Annotated in this window: 17 protein-coding genes; 8 read left to right on the top strand and 9 right to left on the bottom strand. The window is 72.4% G+C overall.

The window, feature by feature from the left end; all coding sequences use genetic code 11:
- Positions 1 to 25 precede the first annotated feature (25 nt).
- The gene (locus ACZ4V6_RS06810) at positions 26 to 361 is read left to right on the top strand and encodes a histone-like nucleoid-structuring protein Lsr2 (RefSeq protein ID WP_077799058.1); all 336 of its coding nucleotides are present in this window, start codon (positions 26 to 28) and stop codon (positions 359 to 361) included.
- A gap of 65 nt (positions 362 to 426) precedes the next feature.
- Here ACZ4V6_RS06810 and ACZ4V6_RS06805 read toward each other — a convergent pair whose 3' ends face one another.
- The gene (locus ACZ4V6_RS06805) at positions 427 to 1,038 is read right to left on the bottom strand and encodes an SCO3374 family protein (RefSeq protein WP_467823240.1); all 612 of its coding nucleotides are present in this window, start codon (positions 1,036 to 1,038) and stop codon (positions 427 to 429) included.
- A 430-nt stretch (positions 1,039 to 1,468) separates the two neighbouring features.
- On the opposite strand from ACZ4V6_RS06805, the gene ACZ4V6_RS06800 reads away from it, so the two are divergent.
- Positions 1,469 to 3,994 (top strand): ATP-dependent Clp protease ATP-binding subunit, encoded by a 2,526-nt coding sequence (locus tag ACZ4V6_RS06800; RefSeq protein ID WP_467823238.1) that lies wholly within the window; start codon positions 1,469 to 1,471, stop codon positions 3,992 to 3,994.
- Between the two features lie 67 nt (positions 3,995 to 4,061).
- Here ACZ4V6_RS06800 and ACZ4V6_RS06795 read toward each other — a convergent pair whose 3' ends face one another.
- Both ACZ4V6_RS06795 and ACZ4V6_RS06790 read right to left on the bottom strand, forming a co-directional pair.
- Positions 4,062 to 7,103 carry an NACHT domain-containing protein gene (locus ACZ4V6_RS06795; protein ID WP_467823236.1) on the bottom strand — a complete coding sequence of 1,014 codons (3,042 nt, stop codon included), beginning with the start codon at positions 7,101 to 7,103 and terminating at the stop codon, positions 4,062 to 4,064.
- 44 nt (positions 7,104 to 7,147) lie between these two features.
- The gene (locus ACZ4V6_RS06790; RefSeq protein ID WP_467823233.1) at positions 7,148 to 7,855 is read right to left on the bottom strand and encodes an HAD family acid phosphatase; all 708 of its coding nucleotides are present in this window, start codon (positions 7,853 to 7,855) and stop codon (positions 7,148 to 7,150) included.
- Positions 7,856 to 8,403: 548 nt separating this feature from the next.
- On the opposite strand from ACZ4V6_RS06790, the gene ACZ4V6_RS06785 reads away from it, so the two are divergent.
- Entirely contained in the window at positions 8,404 to 9,066 is a 663-nt protein-coding gene (locus ACZ4V6_RS06785; RefSeq protein ID WP_467823231.1) for a M23 family metallopeptidase, read from the top strand.
- A gap of 57 nt (positions 9,067 to 9,123) precedes the next feature.
- On the opposite strand, the gene ACZ4V6_RS06780 is transcribed toward ACZ4V6_RS06785, so the two are convergent.
- On the bottom strand, positions 9,124 to 9,723 hold the full coding sequence (locus tag ACZ4V6_RS06780) for a TetR/AcrR family transcriptional regulator (RefSeq protein ID WP_467823228.1): 600 nt from the start codon (positions 9,721 to 9,723) through the stop codon (positions 9,124 to 9,126).
- Positions 9,724 to 9,869: 146 nt separating this feature from the next.
- Between ACZ4V6_RS06780 and ACZ4V6_RS06775 the strand changes: the two genes are divergently transcribed.
- The 3 genes from ACZ4V6_RS06775 (at position 9,870) to ACZ4V6_RS06765 (ending at position 12,520) form a co-directional block, all read left to right on the top strand.
- A complete protein-coding gene (locus ACZ4V6_RS06775; RefSeq protein WP_467823225.1) occupies positions 9,870 to 11,468 on the top strand; it encodes an MDR family MFS transporter in 1,599 nt (532 codons plus the stop codon).
- Positions 11,469 to 11,545: 77 nt separating this feature from the next.
- Positions 11,546 to 12,010, top strand: coding sequence for a helix-turn-helix transcriptional regulator (locus tag ACZ4V6_RS06770; RefSeq protein ID WP_467823222.1), 465 nt, complete (start codon positions 11,546 to 11,548; stop codon positions 12,008 to 12,010).
- A 63-nt stretch (positions 12,011 to 12,073) separates the two neighbouring features.
- Positions 12,074 to 12,520, top strand: coding sequence for a VOC family protein (locus ACZ4V6_RS06765; protein WP_467823220.1), 447 nt, complete (start codon positions 12,074 to 12,076; stop codon positions 12,518 to 12,520).
- A 133-nt stretch (positions 12,521 to 12,653) separates the two neighbouring features.
- Here the strand turns inward: ACZ4V6_RS06765 and cseC are convergent, their stop codons facing one another.
- The 5 genes from cseC to ACZ4V6_RS06740 all read right to left on the bottom strand — a co-directional run bounded on the left by cseC (position 12,654) and on the right by ACZ4V6_RS06740 (position 17,351).
- Positions 12,654 to 14,021 carry a two-component system sensor histidine kinase CseC gene (cseC, locus tag ACZ4V6_RS06760; protein ID WP_467823218.1) on the bottom strand — a complete coding sequence of 456 codons (1,368 nt, stop codon included), beginning with the start codon at positions 14,019 to 14,021 and terminating at the stop codon, positions 12,654 to 12,656.
- 8 nt (positions 14,022 to 14,029) lie between these two features.
- Entirely contained in the window at positions 14,030 to 14,722 is a 693-nt protein-coding gene (cseB, locus tag ACZ4V6_RS06755) for a two-component system response regulator CseB (protein ID WP_467823216.1), read from the bottom strand.
- Between the two features lie 163 nt (positions 14,723 to 14,885).
- A complete protein-coding gene (locus tag ACZ4V6_RS06750) occupies positions 14,886 to 15,551 on the bottom strand; it encodes a hypothetical protein (protein WP_467823214.1) in 666 nt (221 codons plus the stop codon).
- On the bottom strand, positions 15,539 to 16,078 hold the full coding sequence (locus tag ACZ4V6_RS06745; protein ID WP_467824315.1) for a SigE family RNA polymerase sigma factor: 540 nt from the start codon (positions 16,076 to 16,078) through the stop codon (positions 15,539 to 15,541). Before ACZ4V6_RS06745 ends, ACZ4V6_RS06750 begins: the two co-directional genes overlap by 13 nt.
- Positions 16,079 to 16,382: 304 nt before the next feature.
- A complete protein-coding gene (locus ACZ4V6_RS06740) occupies positions 16,383 to 17,351 on the bottom strand; it encodes an HhH-GPD family protein (protein WP_467823212.1) in 969 nt (322 codons plus the stop codon).
- A gap of 118 nt (positions 17,352 to 17,469) precedes the next feature.
- On the opposite strand from ACZ4V6_RS06740, the gene ACZ4V6_RS06735 reads away from it, so the two are divergent.
- Complete coding sequence (locus ACZ4V6_RS06735) at positions 17,470 to 19,251, top strand: sensor histidine kinase (RefSeq protein WP_467823210.1); 1,782 nt, start codon at positions 17,470 to 17,472, stop codon at positions 19,249 to 19,251.
- The gene (locus ACZ4V6_RS06730; protein ID WP_467823208.1) at positions 19,248 to 19,919 is read left to right on the top strand and encodes a response regulator transcription factor; all 672 of its coding nucleotides are present in this window, start codon (positions 19,248 to 19,250) and stop codon (positions 19,917 to 19,919) included. Before ACZ4V6_RS06735 ends, ACZ4V6_RS06730 begins: the two co-directional genes overlap by 4 nt.
- The last annotated feature ends 1 nt before the right edge of the window (position 19,920 follow it).

The following is a 19,920-nucleotide window of genomic DNA, read 5'->3' as shown; positions in this document are numbered from 1 at the left end:
CACGTTATCGATGAAAGGAAATCCGGTGGCACAGAAGGTTCAGGTCCTTCTTGTCGATGACCTCGACGGCGGCGAGGCGGACGAGACGGTGACGTTCGCGCTGGACGGCAAGACGTACGAGATCGATCTCACCACCGCCAATGCGGAGAAGCTCCGCGGTCTTCTCGAGCCTTACGTGAAGGGCGGCCGCCGCACCGGTGGCCGTGCTTCGGGCGGCCGGGGCAAGACGCGCGCTTCCTCGGGCGGCAGCCAGGACACCGCGGCGATCCGCGCCTGGGCGAAGGCGAACGGCCACGAGGTCAACGACCGTGGCCGGGTCCCCGCGGCGATTCGGCAGGCCTACGAAGAGGCCAACGGCTGATCTCCGGCCACGCCACCGACCCGGCCCGCACACACCCGGCACGCACGCTGTCGGCCCGCACGCCCTCAGCGCGGCGCCCGGGAGAGCCGGATCCGGTGGCACTGCGTCGCCAGCGTGTGCACCAGTCGCGCCAGGTCGGGGGCGGTCCTCGCGCCGCCCAGGGCCGACAGCGTCGACAGCGTCGGCAGCGAGGTCTCGACCTCGCTCCCCGTCTCGGGGGGCCGCAGCCACACGGCGGCCCCCTGCGGAACGCCACGGCCCGCCGGAGCCCGCGAGGGCGACGACGGCGGGCCGGACTCCGGGGGCAGGGGCGCGTCCATGAGACCGCCCGCGCCGACCGCCCGCAGGTCGAGCGCCAGGGAGCCCCACTCCAGCCAGTCCAGCAGCCCGGGCAGCTCGTCCGCGCCGCCCGCGGCCACCAGCAGCAGCATCCGCTCGCCCCGGAGCGCCACCGGGAAGCCGTGCTTCCGGCGCCGCAGCGCCGCATGGCCGGCCTCGGCCGGGACGTCGAGGACGTCGAAGCGGATCCCCACGCGAAGCCGTACGGGGGTCCCGGGCTCCGTCGGCCAGCCGAGGCCGCTCTCGTACCAGGACCGCGCCCGCTCCCACGCCCCGCTCCCTTCGGGCGGCCGGCGGGGGAACGGCACCGTGGAGGTCGTGGGCAGGACGCCGGCCATGCCATCTGCAACCGTCGAAAAGGCGCTCGGGTTACGCTGGGTGGTCAAGTGATTTCGCTGGGTTCCGGAAAAGGGCGCGCGCGGGAGTGTGGGGTGGCGCAAGGTTGTTCGCCCGTAGCGGAGGGAACCGGTGCGCGCGGCATGGAGTGTCAGTCCCAGCGGGTAAGACATCCCTAGTGGGAGGGGGCGACACGCAGAACGGGCCGTCTCACGTTCGCCATCGGCGTACTGGCGAGCGGGGTAAGTGCCTGGCCTGCGGGAACATCGTCTCGCACCATCGGGTTGTGGCAGATGTCGGCGTCAGGGGTCAGGAGGCCATCGACGGTGTCGGCAGTTGGAATGAGCGGTCCCCGCTTGCGGGACTAAGCTGCGGAAGGACAGGGAGGGGAAGTTCCCCCCACTGCCTGACCGCTCTGAGGAGCGATTAACGATGTTCGAGAGGTTCACCGACCGCGCGCGGCGGGTTGTCGTCCTGGCTCAGGAAGAAGCCCGGATGCTCAACCACAACTACATCGGCACCGAGCACATCCTCCTGGGCCTGATCCACGAGGGTGAGGGTGTCGCCGCCAAGGCCCTTGAGAGCCTCGGGATTTCGCTCGAGGCGGTCCGCCAGCAGGTGGAGGAGATCATCGGGCAGGGCCAGCAGGCCCCGTCGGGTCACATCCCCTTCACCCCCCGTGCCAAGAAGGTCCTGGAGCTGTCGCTCCGCGAGGCCCTCCAGCTGGGCCACAACTACATCGGCACGGAGCACATCCTGCTCGGCCTGATCCGCGAGGGCGAGGGCGTCGCCGCCCAGGTCCTGGTCAAGCTGGGCGCAGATCTGAACCGGGTGCGGCAGCAGGTCATCCAGCTGCTCTCCGGTTACCAGGGCAAGGAGACCGCCGCCGCCGGCGGGCCTGCCGAGGGCACGCCCTCGACGTCCCTGGTCCTCGACCAGTTCGGCCGGAACCTCACCCAGGCCGCTCGTGAGTCCAAGCTCGACCCGGTCATCGGGCGCGAGAAGGAGATCGAGCGGGTCATGCAGGTGCTGTCCCGCCGCACCAAGAACAACCCGGTCCTGATCGGTGAGCCCGGCGTCGGCAAGACCGCCGTCGTCGAGGGCCTCGCGCAGGCCATCGTCAAGGGCGAGGTGCCCGAGACCCTCAAGGACAAGCACCTCTACACCCTGGACCTCGGCGCGCTGGTCGCCGGCTCCCGCTACCGCGGTGACTTCGAGGAGCGCCTGAAGAAGGTGCTCAAGGAGATCCGCACCCGCGGCGACATCATCCTGTTCATCGACGAGCTGCACACGCTGGTCGGTGCGGGTGCCGCCGAGGGCGCCATCGACGCCGCTTCGATCCTGAAGCCGATGCTGGCCCGCGGTGAGCTGCAGACCATCGGTGCGACCACGCTGGACGAGTACCGCAAGCACCTGGAGAAGGACGCGGCCCTCGAGCGCCGCTTCCAGCCGATCCAGGTCGCGGAGCCGTCGCTGCCGCACACGATCGAGATCCTCAAGGGCCTGCGCGACCGCTACGAGGCGCACCACCGCGTCTCCATCACGGACGAGGCCCTGGTCCAGGCGGCGACGCTCGCCGACCGCTACATCTCGGACCGCTTCCTGCCGGACAAGGCGATCGACCTGATCGACGAGGCCGGTTCCCGGATGCGCATCCGCCGGATGACCGCGCCGCCGGACCTGCGCGAGTTCGACGAGAAGATCGCCGGCGTCCGCCGCGACAAGGAGTCCGCGATCGACTCGCAGGACTTCGAGAAGGCCGCCTCCCTGCGCGACAAGGAGAAGCAGCTCCTGGCCGCCAAGGCCAAGCGGGAGAAGGAGTGGAAGGCCGGCGACATGGACGTCGTCGCCGAGGTCGACGGCGAGCTGATCGCCGAGGTCCTCGCGACCGCCACCGGCATCCCGGTCTTCAAGCTGACCGAGGAGGAGTCCTCGCGCCTGCTGCGCATGGAGGACGAGCTCCACAAGCGGGTCATCGGCCAGAAGGACGCCGTCAAGGCGCTCTCGAAGGCGATCCGCCGTACGCGCGCCGGTCTGAAGGACCCGAAGCGTCCGGGTGGTTCGTTCATCTTCGCCGGCCCGTCCGGCGTCGGTAAGACCGAGCTGTCCAAGGCGCTCGCCGAGTTCCTCTTCGGCGACGAGGACGCGCTGATCTCCCTCGACATGTCGGAGTTCAGCGAGAAGCACACGGTCTCCCGCCTCTTCGGTTCGCCCCCCGGTTACGTGGGCTACGAGGAGGGCGGTCAGCTGACGGAGAAGGTGCGCCGCAAGCCGTTCTCGGTCGTCCTCTTCGACGAGGTCGAGAAGGCCCACCCGGACATCTTCAACTCGCTGCTGCAGATCCTGGAGGACGGTCGTCTGACCGACTCCCAGGGCCGGGTCGTGGACTTCAAGAACACGGTCATCATCATGACGACCAACCTCGGCACCCGGGACATCTCCAAGGGCTTCAACCTGGGCTTCGCCGCCGCGGGCGACACGAAGACCAACTACGAGCGCATGAAGAACAAGGTGTCGGACGAGCTCAAGCAGCACTTCCGCCCCGAGTTCCTCAACCGTGTCGACGACGTGGTCGTCTTCCCGCAGCTGACGCAGGAGGACATCCTCGCGATCGTCGACCTGATGATCGGCAAGGTGGACGAGCGCCTGAAGGACCGGGACATGGGCATCGAGCTCTCCCAGTCCGCCAAGGAGCTGCTGTCCAAGAAGGGCTACGACCCCGTGCTGGGCGCCCGGCCGCTGCGCCGGACCATCCAGCGCGAGATCGAGGACTCGCTGTCGGAGAAGATCCTCTTCGGCGAGCTGCGCCCCGGTCACATCGTGGTCGTGGACACCGAGGGCGAGGGCGACGCCAAGACCTTCACCTTCCGGGGTGAGGAGAAGTCGGCCCTCCCCGACGTCCCGCCGATCGAGCAGGCGGCCGGCGGCGCCGGGCCGAACCTGAGCAAGGACGCGTAACCCTCCGGGGTGAGCCTGTGAAGGGGGCTGCCCGGGACTTCGGTCCCGGGCAGCCCCCTTTGTGGCGTCAGCCCGCCTCCACGGTCACCTCCACGTCCGGGAAGGCGGCCGCGAACCGGTCCGCGGTGACGCGGGCGCCCGGGGCGGCCTGGACCGTGACGGAGCGTACGTCGGGCAGGCGGGCGGAGAGCACCGAGACGTCCTCGTCCCCCCGGCAGGCCGTGAGGCGCAGCCGGGTGACGCCGGGCAGGAAGGGCATCGGCCCGAGCCCCTCCGGGAGGAGCGACGCCTTCAGCCACAGGTCGGTCAGCAACGGCAGCCGAGCCACCTCCGCCCAGTCCGGGGCGGTCAGCGCCGTGCTCGGGGCCAGACTGAGGCACCTCAGGGTCTTCCAGTGCGACAGGCCCCGAAGACCGGTGGTGGCCGTGGTCCCCCGGCCGAGGGAGAGGAACTCCAGCGGCGCCGCCAGGGGAAGGCAGTCGGTCAGCCGGTCCACGGACAGCGGCTGTATCAGGGACAGATGCCGGAGCGAGTCCGCTTCACCGAGGTCGGTGAGGTCCGGGACCGCGACCAGCACGAGGGACCTGAGCGGCAGCGCCGTGAGCTGTCCGATGCCCCGCAGCGTTCCGCAGGCGGACAGCACCAGGCGCTTCAGGGAGCCCAGATCCGTCAGCGCCCCGAGATCCGTCAGTCCCCCGTTGTCGCTCAGGCGCAGTTCCTCGACCGCGTCCGGTTCGGTCAGGCACGCGATGATCTCGGACACCCCGTGCTCCCCCCGGAAGCCGACCCGGTTCCACGGCCGCATCCCGGCGAGGGCCGCACGGTGCGCGTCGGTTTCGCAGGTCAGCAGCAGCTCCGTGCGATCGAGGTGGTCCAGTACCTCCCGGGCGTACTCCTCCGGATCGAACCGGTGCCACGTTCCCGCCAGCTGCCGCCTCACGTCCAGCGAGGGATGTTCCCGGAACCGGCGGAGCACGGCCAGGGCCCCTTCCGGTTCGAGCGCAGCCGTCAGTGATGCCGTGACCGTGACGCCGTGCGCCTCGGCGTCCGTCAGTCCCTCCGGCCCCGGCAGCAGCTCCAGCACCAGTGGGCCCGCGTCCGCCAGTACCCTCGCCGCCTGGGTGGACGGTGGCGGGATCAGCGCCGCCGCCCGTGCCTCCACCTCTGCCCGCACCGCCGGGTCCAGCGCCGTCGCGTGTTCCAGGCAGGCCAGGGCCAGCAGCGTCAGGCGCGCGGTGTTCTGGGCCAGCAGCCGCCGCAGCAGGACCGCCCGTTCCCGGGGCCGGGCGTGCGCCACGGCCATGCGGATCACGTCCTCCCACTGGGTGTCGTGGGCGTGGCCGGCCAGGACGTCCAGATGGCCTTCCTCGACGGCGTACCGGGCGCCCAGGTAGTCCTGGAAGGTGCGGTGCACGAAGGACAGGACCTCCTCGGCCGGCCGGCGGAGCAGCCCGCTGCGCAGCAGCAGCGTCTGCAGGACGGTCGCCGCGTCACCGTGCCCCGTCGCGGAGGCGACCGACGGCAGGCAGCGCTCCACGATCCCCTCGGCCGTCTCCACCGCCATCTCCGTGCGTCCGCTCAGCACCAGCGCGTACGCCAGCCGCTGGAGCAGCTCCAGTTGGGCCTCCTCGCCCAGCTCCATCGCGTCCATGCCCCGTTCCCGGTCCCGGCGGGCCAGCAGCATGGTGAGCGCGGCGTCGTACAACTCCTTGCGGCCGGTGGGGAGGTAGCCGCGCCGTTCGCGGTGCAGGGCGCAGATCAGGCCGCACATCAGCGGGTTGGTGGCGAGGCGGGCCAGATCGCGCTTGGTGCGCAGGGCGTCCAGCAGTTTCGCCTCGTACTCGGGCGCCCGCGCCGCCGTGTGCCAGCGCTGGACGAACGTGGCCACGTCCGGCCGCCGCATCGGGGTCAGCGCCAGTTCCCGGAAGCCCTCGGCGGTCAGCCAGTCGGGGCGTACGGCGGTGGGGCGGGTGGTGAGCAGCCAGCGGTTGCCGGGGAAGGCGCGGACCAGGGCGAGCAGCCAGTCGCGGGCGCGGTGCCGGTCGGCGGCGGGGATCTCGTCCAGGCCGTCGACGAGGAGGAGGCCCCTTCCGGCCGAGAGGACGCGCTCCGCCCATCCCTCGGGCGGGGAGAGCGGGCAGCCCACGGCGGTCAGGAAGGCGGCGGGGGAGGGCAGGGCGCCCGCGCGGATCAGGGTGCGCAGGGGCAGGACGTGCGGCACCCGGTCGCCGGCGCGCGCGGCGGTCACCGCCAGCCACTGCACCAGCGTCGTCTTGCCGGAGCCCGCGTCGCCGCGCAGCAGCACGCGGTCGTGTGCCGTGAGGGCGTCCTCGGCGGGAAGGCGCACGGCCACGTGGGTGCCGAGGTGCTCCTCCGGCAGGGCGGCGGGCCGTTCCTCGCCCGTGGTCGCCTCCAGGCTCAGGTAGGCGACTTCGAGGGGCCAGCGGTCGGGGGAGTCGCGCAGGTCGAGGCCGTAGATGGTGATGTGGTTGTACTGCTCGGCCACGTACGGCAGGTAGCGGCGCTCGAAGGCGGTGTCGCGGGCGTCGGGGCGCGGGGTGCGGGCGATCAGTTCGTCGACCTTGGCGATCAGTTCCGTCTGCGCCCGTGTCTGTTCCACCAGCGTCCGCGCGACGAACGTCGAGCGCCGGGTGAAGAACTCCAGGACGTGCAGGCAGGCCCACTCCGTCGCGGAGTCGAGGAAGTGGCCGGCGTCGGCGGACAGGCCGGCACCGGCACCGGGAGCGTGCCGCCGCAGCCGGGCGGCCAGCTCCCGGTGGCCCAGCCGGACCGCCTGGACGTCGTCCATGTCCAGGTCCCCGAGAGCCAGCAGACGGGCCGTCAGGGCATCGGTGACGGCGGTCTCCTCGGCACGCGGGAAGGGCGGCTCGCCGGGGGAGTCCAGGGACGCCCCGACCAGCCGGCCGGCGAGCCCCCGCACCTCCGCCTCGCCGAGGCGGCGCCGCTCGCCCCGGAAGGACACCAGGCGGGACAGCCGGACCGGCCTGTCGACCAGCCCGGCGCCCGGCCCGTCCGTCACGAACAGCTTCTTCACCAGCGGGGCGACCAGACTGGACGCCAACTTCCCGCCGAGCACCGCCGGTTCCATGCACCACCCCCGTGGTCGGTCGACGAGAGGAGCCTATCGGGGGGTCAGGACAGCCGGCCGCCGTAGTCCGGCAGCTTGAACGTCTTCTCGGCGTGGCCGCCCGACAGGTCGGTGGGGGTGTTGCCGATGTTGGCGATGATCGTGTAGCCCTTCGACTCGATGCGGGCGCGCTGCGCGGTTTTGTACTCGGCCACGTTGCGGAACAGGTCGAGGAAGCCGCGGACGTAGAGGCCGGAGGACTCGTAGCCGGCGTGGTCGAGGTTCCACTCGGTGGGCGCCGCGACGATGCCCGGCCGGGCGGTGACGAAGAAGAGGGCGACGCCGTGCTCCTGGGCGTACCGGGCGGCCTCCAGGACCGGGCGGTTGGCGGGCTGCGGGTAGCTGAAGCCGAAGTCGGTCTCCAGGGAGGTGTTGTCGATGTCGAGGACGACCGCCTGCTTCTCGCCGGGCGCGGCGTCGGCGATCCGCTCCTTCAGGTACGGCAGGGCCTGGTCCATCACGGCCCGGACGTCCCGCTGCCAGGTGGCGTAGTCGACGTCGGCGGCGGCCGCATCGGCCGTCCCGGCCGCCGTACCGGTGGTCGTGGCGGGGGCGGCGCCGGCCGGGGTGACGGCCACGGTGAGCGCGGCCGCGGTGACGGCGACGGTGCCGAGCGCGCGCTTCCTGACACGCCCGGACCCTCTCGCCGGTCCCTCCTGGGCGGCCCGGCCGGTCCGGTCGGCCTGTCCGGTCTGTCCGTTCTGTTCGGTCATGGGGGGTGGGGTCCTCTCATGCCTGCGCGGATGCCTGACGGCACCAAAATTGACGCGTGCATGTTCGTCCGGACAAGTGGCGGGACGGCAACGATTGGGTTACCGGCGAGTAGTGGCACGTGGGGGACCCGATCGGTGTGGCCTCGGCCACGATCCGGGGCGTCCGAACGGCCTTGCGCGAGTGGTGCGTTAGTCGGGGAGGGGGTAGCCCAGGTCACATCCACCGGCTTCTCGATCATGATCCCCGGTGATGTGCCGCACAGGCGATTTGCCCGGTACTACGGGGAATAGTCGAAGTCGCAAGAGCTACGAAAACGGACAGACCGCCTCGAATCATCGGCCCGTACGCAGGGCTCTGAGCTGGTTTTGTCCGGAATGGCTGGTCTGTAAGGACTCGGGAAGTTTCACGCTGAAGTACTAGTTGGGGTCGTAGGTCACACCTTTGTGCGGTTATGGCCCGTCGGGTTACCAAGGTGGAGCCCGCCCGGCGAGTGCCTGTGCATCCGGCCGGAGGGGCGTTCCTGTGTTCCCGTCCCCATGAGGTTCGAATGTTCTCGCGTGTCACGTCCCGCTCTTCCCGTACGACCACCGTCCGCACCCGCGCCGCCGTGATGGCCGCCGGCCTCGGAGCCTCGGTCGCACTGGGAGCAGGGGTCGCGGCCGCCAACGGCACCACGGCGGCTTCCGGTACGTCCACCGTCGCGAACGCCGTGGAGGCCCAGGCAGCGGCGCAGGCCAAGGCCGCGAAGGCCGCTGCGAGCGCCAAGCAGGTCGCCGCCAAGAAGAAGGCGGCCTCCTGGGTGGACCCGGTCAAGAAGTACGCGCTCAGCGCGAAGTTCGCCCAGAACGGCGGCATGTGGGCGCACAAGCACAGCGGCCAGGACTTCGCCGTGCCGCTCGGCACCGACGTCGTGGCCGCCCACGGCGGCACCGTCGTCAAGGCCGGCGGCAACGGCGCCGGTGACGGCCCCGCCTACGGCAACGCCATCGTCATCAAGCACGGCAACGGCACGTACTCCCAGTACGCCCACCTGTCGCGGATCGACGTAAGGATCGGCCAGGTCGTGAAGACCGGCCAGCACATCGCCAAGTCCGGCAACACCGGCAACTCCAGCGGTCCGCACCTGCACTTCGAGATCCGCACGACCCCGAACTACGGCTCCGCCGTCGACCCGGTCGCCTTCCTGCGCGCGCACGGCGTGACCGTCTGACCGCGACGCGGCCTGCCGGTCGGGACGATCAGCTCCTGACCGGCTGAACGCGGCCGGTCAGGAGCCCCCGGCTCCCCGGTGCGCCCGGGTCACCAGGTCGGTGGCGACCTCGAGCACGGCCTCGCGCCTCTTCTCGGGGTCGCCCTCCACGTCCTGGAGGGCGAACATCCCGGCGTGCAGCGTGAACAGCGCACTCACACAGCGGACCTGGTCGACCAGGTCCGCTTCCGGGTCCATGAGGATGTCCCGCAGACCCAGGAGACGGGTCTTGAACATCTCCCCGATGCGCAGTTCCCGGATCGCGGCCTGGTTCTCCTGCATGAAGCGGAAGAGCGGTGCCGCGCCCGCCAGTGCCTCGCTGTAGCGGCGGACGATCTCCTGCTTGGTCTCCAGGGTGTGCGGCTGGAGCCGGCCCCACTCGATCAGGTCCTCGATCGGCCGTGAGAGATCCTCGAAGATGCTGACGAGGATCTCTTCCTTGGTCTTGAAGTGGTAGTACAGCGCCGCCTTGGTGACGTCCAGGCGCTCGGCGATCTCGCGGAGCGAGGTCTTCTCGTACCCTTGCTCGGCGAAGAGTCCGAGGGCCACGTCCTGGATGCGCTGGCGGGTGTCCCCGCGGCGTCGCTGCTGCTTGGTGCCGTCCATCGTGCCGCCCATCCTCCTACGCACCTCCTGCTCCGCGCACGTTCCGGAAAACTTACTTGACGCCCGGCTAGTTACGCGTCTACCTTCCCGAGTGTAGTCAACTTGCCGGTCGGCAAGTAAGTAGCGGATGCAGAGCGGTAGCTGGGGGAGTGGCAGCGATGTCGGACACACCGACGGGCAAGGCCGTCGACACCGACGGCGGGAAACAGCCGAAGAGCGTGCGGGTGGTCCTGCTCGCGCTCATGATCGCGATGATGCTCGCGATGCTCGACAACATGATCATCGGCACGGCGATGCCGACGATCGTCGGTGAGCTGGGCGGTCTGGAACACCTGTCGTGGGTGGTGACCGCCTACACCCTCGCCACCGCCGCGTCCACCCCGCTGTGGGGCAAGATCGGCGACATGTACGGGCGCAAGGGCTCGTTCATGTCCTCCATCGTGATCTTCCTGGTCGGCTCGGCACTCAGCGGCATGGCCCAGGACATGGGCCAGCTCATCGGCTTCCGCGCCGTCCAGGGTCTCGGCGCCGGCGGTCTGATGGTCGGCGTCATGGCGATCATCGGCGACCTGATCCCGCCGCGGGAGCGCGGCAAGTACCAGGGCATGATGGCCGGCGTCATGGCGCTGGCGATGATCGGCGGACCGCTGGTCGGCGGCACCATCACCGACCACTGGGGCTGGCGCTGGGCCTTCTACATCAACCTGCCGCTCGGCGTGGTCGCGCTGGTCGCCGTCAGCGCCGTCCTGCACCTGCCGAAGAAGCGCAGCGACGCGCGCATCGACTACCTGGGCGCCGTGCTGCTGACCATCGGCATCACCGCCATCGTGCTGGTGACCACCTGGGGCGGCACGGAGTACGCCTGGACCTCCGCGCGCATCATGGAGCTGATCGGCATCGGGATCGCCGCGCTGGTCGGGTTCGTGTTCTGGCAGACCAGGGCCGCCGAGCCCGTCGTACCGCTGCACATCTTCCGCAGCCGCAACTTCACGCTGATGTCCCTCATCGGCTTCATCACCGGCTTCGTGATGTTCGGCGCCACCCTCTTCCTGCCGCTGTACCAGCAGGCGGTGCAGGGCGCCTCCGCCACCAACTCCGGGCTGCTGCTGCTGCCGATGCTGGGCGCGATGCTCGTCACCTCGATGGTCGCGGGGCGGATCACCACGAGCACCGGCCGCTACAAGGCCTTCCCGATCGCCGGCGGCGCGCTCATGACCGTCGGGCTCTTCCTGCTGTCGCTGATGGACACGGACACCAGCCGCTTCACCTCCGGGGTGTACATGGCGGTGGTCGGTCTCGGCATGGGCTGCCTGATGCAGATCACCATGCTGGTGGCGCAGAACAGCGTGGAGATGAAGGACATGGGCGTCGCGTCCTCGTCCACCACCCTCTTCCGCACCCTCGGCTCCTCCTTCGGCGTCGCGATCATGGGCGCCCTGTTCAACCACCGCGTCCAGGACGTCATGGCCGAGAAGGCCGGGGCGCTGGGCAGCAAGGTGACCGAGCAGTCGGCGCAGCTGGACGCGGCGAGCCTGGCCAAGCTGCCGGACGCGGCGCGCGAGGCCTACCAGCACGCGGTGTCCGCCGGCACGCACGGAGCGTTCCTGCTGGGCGCGGTGATCGCCGTGTTCGCGCTGGTCGCGGCCGTGTTCGTCAAGGAGGTCCCGCTCAAGGGGACGGGACCGAAGGCGGCGGACGGCCCCGCCGGTGGCGACGACGCCGCGACGGCGAAGGCGCCGGTGACGGAGCCGGTCTGATCCCGTTCCCGAGGGCCCCCGGAGCGCCGCCGCCCGGGGGCCCTCGGCATGTCCGCGCCCGGGCGGGGAGACGGCCGGTGTCAGTGCCGCGTGCCACCATCGGCGGCATGGACAAGCTGCGGCAGCTACGGCTGGCCAAGGACGCCATGGACCGCGACTGGGCCGACCCGGAGCTCGACCTGGACACGGTCGCCGCACACGCCGGGTACTCCCGCTACCACTTCCTGCGCGCCTTCAAGGAGGCGTACGGCGAGACGCCCGGCCAGTACCTCACCCACCGCCGCATCGAGCGGGCCGAGGACCTGCTGCGCACCGCGGACCTGACCGTCACCGAGATCTGCCACCTGGTCGGCTTCACCAGCCTGGGCACCTTCTGCACCCGGTTCAAGGCGTGGACCGGCCTGACCCCCGGCGAGTACCGGAGGGAGCACGTGGACCGCGGGGCCGCCCTGATCCCGGGCTGTTACGCCATGCTCTGGGCCGGCGCCTTCCGCGCCGGGCCGGACGCCCGCGCACGGAGCAATTCCAGAGAAGCGACCTGAGCGGCGCGCTGCCTACCGTGACAGGCGAGCGGGAACGGCCCGTCGCGCAGACAGGAGCACGTCATGATCAAGGGTCTCGCCATCTCGACCGTATGGGTCCTCGACCAGGAACGCGCCAAGCGGTTCTACACCGAGAAGCTGGGCCTCGAGGTCCGCACGGACATCACCATGGGCGAGGGCGGCATGCGCTGGCTCACGGTCGGCTCCCCGAGCCAGCCCGAGGTCGAACTGACGCTGATGGTCCCGGGCACCGGCTCCTCGGACCCCGAATCCGCCGAGATGATCAGGAAGCTGGTGGCCAAGGGCGCGCTCGGCCCCGGCGTCCTGACCACCGACGACATCCACGGCGACTACCAGAAGCTCAAGGACCGCGGCGTCGAGTTCCTCCAGGAGCCGCAGGAGCGCCCGTACGGCACGGAGGCCTTCTTCCGCGACGACTCCGGCAACTGGTTCTCCTTCACCCAGCGCCGCGAGGGCGGTCTCGACACCGACGAGGACTTCTCCTGCTAGGGGGTGTCGTCCGGGTCGGGCCGGCTCCGGGCGGCGGTGCCCCGTGACCGACGACGCCGCGGACGCGCGTGCCGGACCCCACGACCCCGGCACGATCCGAACCACACCCCCCGGCCCCCGGCCGGCCCGCCCGTCAGGACACCCCCCGCGACGACCGGTCCGGCAGCACCGGGTAGCTCCCGGTGTTCGTCGGCGCGTGTTCCGGCAGCCACAGCACCGCCACCGCGCCCTCGGCCGGTACGTGCTCGGGCGCTCCGGCGGGCCGGACGTTGCGGAAGGTGAGCCGGGCGCCGAGCACCCGGGCCTGTCCGGCCGCGATGGTCAGCCCCAGCCCGTGCCCGCGGCCGGCCCGGTCCGCGCTGCCGGTGCGGAAACGGCTCGGTCCGTCCGCGAGCAGAGCCTCGGGGAAACCGGGGCCGTGGTCGCGCACCCGGATCACCCGGCCCTCGACGCTGACCTCGATGGGCGGCCTGCCGTGCCGGGCCGCGTTGGCGAGCAGGTTGAACAGCACGCGCTCCAGGCGGCGCGGGTCGGTGGTGACCTCCGACTCGTGCACCACGAGCACCCGCGCGTCCGGGTCCTTGGCCGCCACCCGCCGGGACACGAAGTCGCCCAGCACGATGTCCTGCAGCTCGGCCCGCTCCGAGGCCCCGTCCAGCCGGGCCACCTCCAGGACGTCCTCCACCAGCGTGCGCATGGCCTTCGCCCGGTCCAGCACCAGCTCCGTGGGCCGGCCCGGCGGCAGCAGCTCGGCGGCGGTCAGCAGCCCGGTCACCGGGGTGCGCAGCTCGTGCGCGATGTCCGCGGTGACCCGGCGCTCGGCCTCCAGCCGCTGCTGGAGGGCGTCCGCCATCGCGTCCACGGCGCTCGCGAGGTCGTCGGTCTCGTCCCGGACGACGCCGCCGATGGCCTCCCGGACGCGGACGTCCGGCTCGCCCTTGGCGACCTGGTTCGCGGCGGTCGCGGCCTTGCGCAGCCGGCGCGACAGCTGCCCGCCGATGAGCACGCCGAGCGCGCTGCCGCCTAGGACGACCGCGATGGAGCCGATGACCAGGGCCTGGTCGAGGTCCTTGAGGATGTCCGCGCTGCGGTCGGTGAACCCGGAGTGCAGGGACATCACGTGCCCGTCCTTGAGCGGCACGGCGGCCCAGATGTCCGTCACCCCGTTCGCCCGCTCGGAGACGTAGGTCGCCCTGCGCCCGTCCTCGACCTTCTTCCGCAGCCCGGCCGGCAGCTCGGGGTCGTCGATCTGGGCGTTCGGGAAGTTCAGGCGCCCGGACAGCTCGTAGTTGCGCTGGGCGATCAGGACGCGGTCGTCCGCGAGGTCGCGCGCGTTGTCCAGCATCGACACCCGGGCCGCGTTGTGCACGACCAGGCTCAGGGCGACCGCCACCAGCGCGCCGACCAGCGCGATGGCCGCGCTGAGCTTCCACCGCAGTCCCGTACGGATGCCCGCGCACCGCCGGAGCGAGGCGGCCGGGCGTCGGATGAACCCCCGCATGTCCCCGCTCAGGCCTTCAGCTTGTAGCCGAAGCCGCGGACCGTCTCGATCCGGTCCTGGCCGATCTTCGTCCGCAGCCGTTGCACGTGGACGTCGACGACGCGGGTGTCACCGCCCCAGCCGTAGTCCCAGACGCGCTCCAGGAGCTTGTCGCGCGAGAGCACCGTGCCCGGCGCGGAGGAGAACTCCAGCAGCAGCCGCATCTCGGTCGGGGTGAGCGCCACCGGCTGCCCGGCCCGGCGCACCTCCATGCCGTCGGTGTCGACCACCAGCTCGCCGAAGGTGAGCACGCCCCCGGCACCCGCGTCGGCCCGGTCGCCGCCGGTGGCGTGGCCGAAGCGGCGCAGCACCGCACGGATGCGGGCCACCAGGACGGCCCCGTCGAACGGCTTGGTGACGTAGTCGTCGGCACCCGCCTCCAGACCCAGCACCACGTCGATGGAGTCCGCCCGCGCCGACAGCATGATCACGGGCACGGTGGACTCGTCCCGGATCCGGCGGCACAGGCTCACGCCGTCGAGGCCGGGGAGCATGACGTCCAGCAGCGCGATGTCCGGGCGGTCGGCGCGGAACGCCTCCAGGCCCGACAGCCCGTCGGGCATCGCGGTGACCGCGAAGCCGTCCCGCTCCAGGGCGAGCTGCGTGGCCTCACGGATGACGTCGTCGTCCTCGACGAACAGGACGTGGGTCTGGTCTGCCATCCCGGTGCTCTCAGTCCTCGTTGTCATGGTCGGTCGCGGTCACGGTCGCCGGACGCACGTGTCGTCACCCGGCGGACGCGGGGATCGCGCACCGCGTTCATCTCTCGATCGGTCCGAGCGGCCCGATCGGTTCACCCGCCCTGCGCGGCAGCCGTCCGGAGCGTCAGCTGTCCGGGGCGGGAGCCGGCGCGGCCCCGACGGCGTTGCTGTAGTCGTTGTGCGTGCGGTAGGCCTCGGCGAAGCGCCCCCCGGACCAGCGGTACGTGATCACGTTCACGCCGGACGGCCTCGACACCGGATCGCCCTTCTCGTACACCTGCTTGCTCACCACCAGGTCGCCGCGGTCGATCTCCGCGTAGACCGGAGGCTCCTCGGCCCGGAACACATTCTGGTACCCGCCGTCCTTCTCGCGGTACACGTAACTCCCCACGCCCACCCCGTCCCCGCAGGTCAGCACGTTGACGACGACGTCCTCGGCGGCGTTCGCGGTCAGCTCCCCGTACGACACGTCGATGGGGTACTCGTCGGCGACGCACGGCTTCAGCTCGCGCTTGACCTCCGCGGAGACCTCGGGGTCGGCCTTGACGAGCCGGACCGCGTCCACCCGGTCGGGGACCTTGGACGGGGAGGCCGCGGGCGCCGGGGAGGCGGAAGCGGCGCCGCCGACCGCGTCCGCGTGGGCCGGGCCCTCGTCGCGCGCTCCGGTGCCCCCGGCCCCGCAGCCGGAGAGGGAAACGCCGACGGCGACGAACACGGCCACCGCCGTACTCGTCGCCTGCACGCTCTTCCGGTTCTCCCCGGGTGTCCGACCGACGGTCAGGCCGCGCAACGCTCCCGCTCCTCATGCTCCAGCGCCCGCGCGTCCAGATCGCGGGCGACCAGCTCCTCCCGGAGCCGGGCGAGCGCCCGGTGCAGCGTGCTCTTGACCGTTCCGGCCGACATGCCGAGGGCGGCGGCCGTCTCCTCCGTTGACATCTGCTCCCAGTGTCGCAGCACCACGACGCTGCGCTGCTTCGGGGCGAGCACCTTCATGACGTCCATCAGCAGGGCGCGGTCCGCGTGCTGCTCGGTGGAGTCGTCCACGCAGGACTCCGGGAGCTGCTCGGTCGGCACCTCCTCCAGCTTCCGCGCCCGCCACCACTCGGTCCGGGTGTTGATCATCACCCGGCGCAGGTAGGCGTCCGCCAGCCGCTTGTCCTCGATGGTCTCCCAGCGGCGGTACGTCCGCGCCAGCGCGGTCTGGAGCAGGTCCTGGGCGTCGACGGGGTCCGGGACCAGCCGCCGGGCGCTGCGCAGCAGCGCGTCCTGCCGGGTGCGGACGTACTCCTCGAATCCGAGCACCTCGCCCTGCGCCATGGTCAACCGCCTTCCGATCCCCGTGTACCGGCGGCTGGTCATCCGCCGGTCTCCTGCCTGTGGTCCCTCGTCCCCCGTGCCCGTGGGCACGGAAACGAAGGTAGGGAAGCGTTGTCACGGGGCTGTGCGAAGCAGCCTGCGGCTGACCCTCGGCTGTCCGTCGGTTGTGTAACGAACCCCGGAACGGGACACGGCGGTAGGCGACTTGAGTGCCTTATAAGGTGATTTGTCCGGCTGAGCCGTCGTGACGGAAGACCGCACGACGGCGAACACCGTGATCCGTCCGCTGTGATCCCGCTGTGCGTCAGCTCAGCGGCAGCCGGTACATCCCGTCCGCCAGCGGCTCCACCAGACCGTCGGCGACCAGGCCGTCCAGGGCGCGGGCGCGCTGGACCGGTTCGTGCCACACCCGGTCCAGCGCCGCCTGCGGCACCGGCCCGTGCGCCTCGCGCAGCACGGCGAGCAGCCGTCCGCGCACCTGCCGGTCGGTGCCCGCGTACGTCTGGCCGCGGCGCGGCGGCCCGTCGTGCGCGGGCTTGCCGGCGAGCCGCCAGGCGCACTGCGCGGCGATCGGGCAGCGGTGGCACGCCTCGTTGCGGGCCGTGCACACCAGTGCGCCCAGCTCCATGGACGCGGCGGCCCAGCGGGCGGCCCTCGCCTCGTCGTCCGGCAGCAGCGCGCGCGCCAGCTTGCGCTCGGCGGCGGTGGTGGCGTTCGGCGGGTACTGCACACCGGTGACCGCCCGGGCGAAGACGCGGCGGACGTTGGTGTCCAGCACGGCGTGCCGCCGGCCGTAGGCGAAGGAGGCGACCGCAGCGGCCGTGTACTCGCCGATGCCGGGCAGGGCCAGCAGCTGGGCGTGGTCCGCCGGCACGTCCCCGCCGTGCCGTTCCGTTATGGCGGCCGCGGCGCTGTGCAGGCGCAGGGCGCGGCGCGGGTAGCCGAGCCGGCCCCAGGCGCGGACGGCCTCGCCGGGGGCCTCCGCGGCGAGGTCCGCGGGGCGCGGCCAGCGGGCCATCCACTGCTCGTACACGGGCAGGACCCGGTTCACCGGCGTCTGCTGGAGCATGAACTCGCTGACCATCACGCCCCACGCGCCGGCCTCGGGGCGCCGCCACGGCAGGTCGCGGGCGTGCTCGTCGAACCAGTCGATGACGGGGGAGTGCAGCGGTTCGCCGGACACGACCGGGGCGGCGGACGCGGGAACGGACGGGGCGACGGGGGCCGCGGGGCCGGTCGGTCCGTTGTGCGGGGGCTTCGTGGGCGCAGTCATGACTCTCCGATCCTGCCACGGGAGGAGGGCCGCACGGGCGCACCGCCACCGACGGAGGCCACGGCACCTGACGATCGGCAGGGGCGCCGCCCCGCCGGCCGCTTGTAGCGTCGGACGCATGGAACGTCTCCACCGGCCTTCGCGCACCCGGCTCGACGGCCGCACCGGGCCGGACGGCCGCCCCGGGCACCACGGCCGTGTCGGACTCGGCGACAGGGCCGGGAGCGGTGACGGTGCCGGTACCGCTGACAGGGCCGCGTCCGGCGGCCGGGCCGGTTCCGTGAGCCGTGCGGGGTCCACCGGCCGTGCCGGCTCCGGCATCCTCCGGCGGTTCGTGCGGGGCCGCTCGATCGGCCGGGGTGTCCTGCTCTGGGCGGTCCTCGCCGTCCCGGCGGTCACCGCGGACCGGCTCGGGCTGAACGAGCCGCGGCCCCCGTGGCAGCAGGCGGCCGGTCCGGTCGTGCTCGCCGCGGCCGCCGTACTCGCCCGGCGCCGCCCCCTCACCGCGTTCTCCCTGGCCGCGGGTCTGGGCCTGGCCACCGCGCCCGCCCTGTTCAGCCTCTCCCACGGTCCCGCGCTCGCCGTCCTCGCGCTGCTCCTCGGCCTGCGCGCGACCCGGGCACGTCCCGCGGCGGCCGTCTTCGCCGCGGTGGGCGTCGCCGGCACGGCGCGGATCGCGCTGACCGGGGTGGACCCGGCGCCGGAGTGGCTGGTCATGACCGGCACGCTGCTCTTCGGCTGCGTCTTCCCCTGGCTCGGCGGACGCTACTGGCGGCAGAGCCGCGCGCTCGCCGAGGCCGGATGGCTCAGGGCGGCCCGGCTGGAGGACGAACAAAGGCACGCCGAGGAGCGGGCCCGGCTGCGGGAGCGGGCCAGGATCGCCCAGGACATGCACGACTCCCTCGGCCACGAACTGAGCCTGATCGCCCTGCGCGCCGGCGCCCTCCAGGTCGCCCCCGGGCTCGCCGCCGAGCACCGCGCCGCCGCGGCCGACCTGCGGGCGGCCGCCGCCGACGCGACGGACCGGCTGCACCGCATCATCGGCGTCCTGCGCGAGGCCGACGAGCCGGCCCCGCTGGCCCCGGCGGGCGAGAGCGTCGAGGAACTCGTCGCCCGGGCCGCCGAGTCGGGGCTCCCGGTGCGCTGGGACCCGCCGGACACCGCACCCGCCCCGGACCCCGCCGGGATCACCGGACGGCTGCTGCACCGCGTGGTGCGCGAGGCGCTGACCAACGCGGCCCGGCACGCCCCCGGCGCCCCCGTCGTCGTCGCGGTCACCGGCCGGGCGCGCGGCACGGCGGTCACCGTCACCAACGGCCGGGCCACCGGGACGGCTTCGCCCTCGGCGGGCGGTTCCGGCCTGCTCGGGCTGCGCGCCGCCGTGACCTCGGTCGGCGGCGACCTCGACGCGGGCCCGCACGGCGAGGGGTTCCGGGTCCGGGCGTTCGTCCCCGCGCAGGACACCGTCGCCACGCCCGTCCCCGCGACTGCGGCCACGCCCTTCGCCCGGGCCCGCCGCCGCGTCGCCCTCGGCCTGGGCGCCGCCGCCGGCGCCGGAGCCGTCCTGGTCGGTGCGGCCTTCGCCTGGTACGCGTACACGGAGACGCACTCGGTGCTCAGCCCGGGCGCGTACGCCGAGTTGTCCCTGGGGACGCCGCTCGCGCAGGTCGCGGAGGCACTGCCGGACCGCGTGGTGCACGACCCGCCCTCCGACCGGGCGCCCGCGCCGCCGGAGGGCGCCGAGTGCCGCTACTACCGGGCGAGCGGTGAACTCCTGGTCTCCGTGGACCACTTCCGGCTCTGCTTCGACGACGGGGGCCGCCTGGTCGCCAAGGACGTCGTCCCCCGCGTCGGGCTGTCCGGCGAAGGGCGCGAGGAGTACGAGGAGTTCGTGCGGTGATCCGGGTCCTGCTGGCCGACGACGAGGCGATGGTGCGGGCCGGGGTGCGCGCGATCCTGGCGAGCGGCGGCGAGAGCGAGGTCGTCGCGGAGGCCGGTGACGGACGCGAGGCGGTCGAACTCGCCCGCGCCCACCGCCCCGACGTCGCCCTGCTGGACATCCGCATGCCCCGCCTGGACGGCCTCGCGGCGGCCGAGGAGATCGTGCGCACCGTCCCCGGCACCGCCGTCGCCATGCTGACCACCTTCTCCGAACAGGCCTACGTGGCCCGCGCGCTGGCCGCGGGCGCCACCGGCTTCCTGCTCAAGTCCGGTGACCCCTACGAGCTGATGGCGGGCGTGCGGGCGGTGGCGGACGGCGCCGCGTTCCTGTCGCCGAAGGTAGCCCGGTACGTCATCGAGGACCTCGGCGGGGGCGGGGGCGTCGGCCGTCTCGCCCGCGAGGAACACGCCCGCGCGCGCGTGGCGCGGCTGAGCCCGCGCGAGCGCGAGGTGCTCGGCCTCGTGGGCGCCGGCCTGTCCAACCCGGAGATCGCCGCCCGGCTGCACCTCGTCGAGGGCACGGTGAAGGCGTACGTGAGCGCGGTTCTGGACCGGCTGGGGGTGCGCAACCGGGTGCAGGCGGCGATCGTGGCGTACGAGGCGGGGCTCGTCGAACCGGACGCGTGAG

The sequence above is a fragment of the Streptomyces sp. NPDC029152 genome, assembly GCF_055564355.1.
Note: the sequence above shows the minus strand (reverse complement) of the source record. Positions and strands in the feature narration are given on the sequence as shown.